Here is a 3,482-nt window from a genome sequence, read left to right on the forward strand (position 1 = left end):
GTGGCGACCGCCGCGAGGGTGGCTTCCGGGGCGGGGACCGCGAGGGTGGGCTTCCGGGGCGGCGACCGGGACGGTTCGCGGCCGGGTGGATCCCGCGAGGGCGGCGGCTACCGCGAGGGTGGCTTCCGGGGCGGGGACCGTCGTGAGGGCGGTTTCCGCAACGACGACCGACCGCGCCGCGACGGGGAGTTCCGCCGCGACGAGCGCGCCGGTGGCTCCGATTCGTTCGAGGGCGGGCGTGCTGCGGCCCCGGCGCTGCCGGACGACATCGTCGCGACCGACCTCGACAAGGACGTTCGCGCCGAGCTTCTCTCGCTGAACAAGCCGGTCGCCGAGACGGTGGCCCGGCACCTGGTGGCGACTGGTCAGCTGATCGACGAGGACCCGGCCGAGGCGTTGGCGCACGCGCTGGCTGCCCGGCGGCTCGCGTCGCGCATCTCCGCTGTCCGTGAGGCGGTCGGCCTGGCCGCTTACCACGCGGGCGAGTGGCAGACGGCGATCGCCGAACTGCGCACGTACCACCGGATGAGTGGGCTGCAGAGTCACCTGGCTGTGCTCGCCGACTGCGAGCGGGCGCTCGGCCGGCCGGAGCGGGCCATCGACCTGTTCCGTGGCGCCGACCGCGACAAGCTGGACCAGGCGGTGGCGATCGAGCTGTTGATCGTCGCCGCTGGTGCCCGGGGTGACCTTGGGCAGAAGGACGCCGCGGTGGCGATGCTCCAGGTCCCGGACCTGACCAGCGAGACCACCGTGCCGTGGACGGCCAGGCTGCGCTACGCGTACGCGGACGCGTTGCTCGCCGTCGGTCGCGCGAGGAGGCCCGCGAGTGGTTCTCCCGCGCCGCTGACGTGGACACCGAGGGCGAGACCGACGCCGCCGAGCGGCTGCTGGAGCTCGACGGGGTGGTCATCGAGGGTGACGACGAGGACGAGGCCGCCGCGACACCGGAGCAACCGGACGCCGACCTGACCGACGACGAGGACGACGACGACCCCGAAGACGACGACGACCCCGAGGACGACGACGACCCCGAGGACGACGACGACCCCGAGGACGACGACGACCCCGAGGACGACGACTTCGACGACGACGAGGAGGGCGGCGCGGTCGGCCGTTCCGGCGACGACGAGGGCTTCGACGACGAGGACGAGGATCGTCACCCGACCGAGAGCGGTGACGCCGACGCGCCCACCGCTGTCGACAGCGACGTGCCGTCCGCAGCCGCGCCGGACGTGGACGGGACCCGCACCGACGAGCCGGGGCCGACGCAGCGGTGAGCGGGGGCGTGGGGGATCGGCTGGTCGACGGGTACACCCTGGTTGTCTTCGACCTGGACGGCGTGATCTACCTGATCGACCGGCCGATCCCCGGCGCCGTCGAGACGGTGGCCCGGCTGCACGCCGAGGGACGGGCGGTGGCGTACGCCACGAACAACGCGTCCCGCCGGTCCAGCGAGGTCGCTGACCTGCTGACCGGGATGGGCGTGCCGGCCCGACCGGAGGAGGTGCTCACCTCCGCCGCCGCCTCGGCCGAGTTGCTGCGGGACCGGCTGCCGCCGGCGCGCCGGTGCTGGTGGTCGGCGCGGAGGCGCTGCGTGCGGAGCTGCGCGCGGTTGGCCTGACTCCGGTCACCCAGGCCGACGAAAAGCCGGCCGCGGTGGTGCAGGGCTACGGTCCACAGGTCGGCTGGGCCGAGCTGGCCGAGGCGTCGGTCGCCGTGCGCGCCGGTGCGCTCTGGATCGCCACCAACACCGACCGGACCCTGCCCAGCGGCCGAGGGCCGCTGCCCGGCAACGGTTCGCTGGTCGCCGTGCTGCGGACGGCCCTGGAACGGGACCCCGACGTGGTTGTCGGGAAGCCGGAGCCAGCGCTGTTCGAGACGGCCGCCCGGCGCGGCGGCGGTGGCCGGAGCCTGGTGGTGGGTGACCGTCTGGACACTGACATCGAAGGTGCGCGTCGGGCCGGTCTGGACAGCCTGCTGGTGCTCACCGGCGTCAGCGGCGTACCGGATCTGCTGGCCGCCGGTCCGCAGCGGCGTCCCACGTACGTCGCGAGGGACCTGGCGGGGCTCTTCGACCCGGCCGCCGCCGTGCGGGTCCCGGGCCCGACGGACCCTGGCGGCTGGTCGGTGACCGACCGCGACGGCACGCTGGAGCTGGCCGGGTCAGGTCGGCCACTGGACGCCTTGGCCGCGCTCTGCGCCGTGGCCTGGTCGGCGCCGGTGCCCACGCTGCCGAAGATCCGCCCGCTGGGCCCGGACGCGGCCCACGCGGTGGAGAGCTTCGGTCTGACCGCCGCCGCGTGACGCAGTTCGTCAGAGCAGCTTGCGCAACTTCAGCAGGTCGAACGGGTTCGCCTTGATCGACACGCGGCGGGACGTCACCGCACCGGTGACGTCCAGGTCGCCCCGGACCAGGGCGAGCAGATCGTCGCTGGACGTGCTCAGCGCGATCTTGGCCTTGGGGTCGTCGCCGTCGGTGAGCTCGACCAGCCGGCCGCCGATGATCCGGCCGTGGAACGCGGTGTCCAGGTCGGTGACCCGACAGGCCAGGGTGCGGTCCAGGTCGATCCGTTCGCGCACCGTCTCGGCGTTGCGGTCCAGCCGGGCAGCCAGCTCCTGCAACGCCTGCCGGCATTCGTCCACGCTGGCCACATCGCCCCCCTCGCTGATCGCCACGCCGTCCTCGGCACCGTACCGCACGGCACAGTCCGGGGTGCCCGGTAGCGTGACACCTGCACACCCCGCCCCGTGGAAGGACTCAGGCATGCAGGACGCGTGGCGCGCCTACCTCGAACTGGCCATGGGCCTCGCCGAGGCGCCCCGGAAGAAGGCCCAGGACGCGGCGCGTCGCCTCGTCGGCTCCGGCGGCGCGACCGCCGCCCAGCTCCAGGCCCTCGGTGAGGAGCTGGTCAGCACCGGCGCGGCCAACCGGGAGGCGCTGACCAAGCTGGTCCGGTTCGAGGTTGACCGGGCCCTCGGCGTGGTCGGTCTGGCCACCGCCGACGAGGTGGCCGAGCTGACCCGACGGGTGCACGACCTGGAACGGCAGCTCCGCGAGGCGCGTCCGCCGAGCGGCCGACGCGCCCTCCGCCGGCCGCACCCCGGCACCCGACCCGGCCCGCGTCGCGCAGTCCGACGAGGGTCTGGTGCCGTCGGCCGGCGAGTCGGGCGCCCCGGTCTCCGCGCCGGTCGCCAAGAAGGCCGTGGCGAAGAAGGCCGTCGCGAAGAAGGCCGTGGCGAAGAAGGCCGTCGCCGGCAAGGCGGTGGCGAAGAAACCGCCCGCGACGGTCAGCCGGACCGCCGAGGAGCCCCCGACCCCGTCGGACATGCCGGCCAAGAAGACGGTCGGTGAGCAGCGCCCGGACGGTTCGTCGTGAGCGCCGCGCCGGTCGGGCGGAGCGCCAGGTGACCGGCGACGCCCGTCCCGGACCGCCGCCCGGCGCCCGACCGGGGCCGCCGCCGGGCGTCCGACCCGGTCCGCC

1 protein-coding gene and 3 pseudogenes are annotated in these 3,482 nt (G+C 74.7%); 3 read left to right on the forward strand and 1 reads right to left on the reverse strand.

Going from position 1 to position 3,482, the window contains the following annotated elements; translation table 11 throughout:
• Positions 1 to 339: 339 nt before the first annotated feature.
• Together JM949_RS34660 and JM949_RS34665 are read left to right on the forward strand one after the other, a co-directional pair.
• Positions 340 to 1,277 (forward strand): annotated as a pseudogene (locus JM949_RS34660) (Replicase polyprotein 1ab).
• Between the two features lie 8 nt (positions 1,278 to 1,285).
• Positions 1,286 to 2,304 (forward strand): annotated as a pseudogene (locus JM949_RS34665) (HAD-IIA family hydrolase).
• A 9-nt stretch (positions 2,305 to 2,313) separates the two neighbouring features.
• Here JM949_RS34665 and JM949_RS34670 read toward each other — a convergent pair.
• Complete coding sequence (locus JM949_RS34670) at positions 2,314 to 2,652, reverse strand: SCP2 sterol-binding domain-containing protein (RefSeq protein ID WP_203152267.1); 339 nt, start codon at positions 2,650 to 2,652, stop codon at positions 2,314 to 2,316.
• A 112-nt stretch (positions 2,653 to 2,764) separates the two neighbouring features.
• Here JM949_RS34670 and JM949_RS34675 point away from each other — a divergent pair.
• A pseudogene (locus tag JM949_RS34675) lies at positions 2,765 to 3,377 on the forward strand (phasin family protein).
• Positions 3,378 to 3,482: the final 105 nt, after the last annotated feature.

It is taken from the genome of Micromonospora tarensis (genome assembly GCF_016803395.1).
Classification (GTDB): Bacteria; Actinomycetota; Actinomycetes; order Mycobacteriales; family Micromonosporaceae; genus Micromonospora; species Micromonospora tarensis.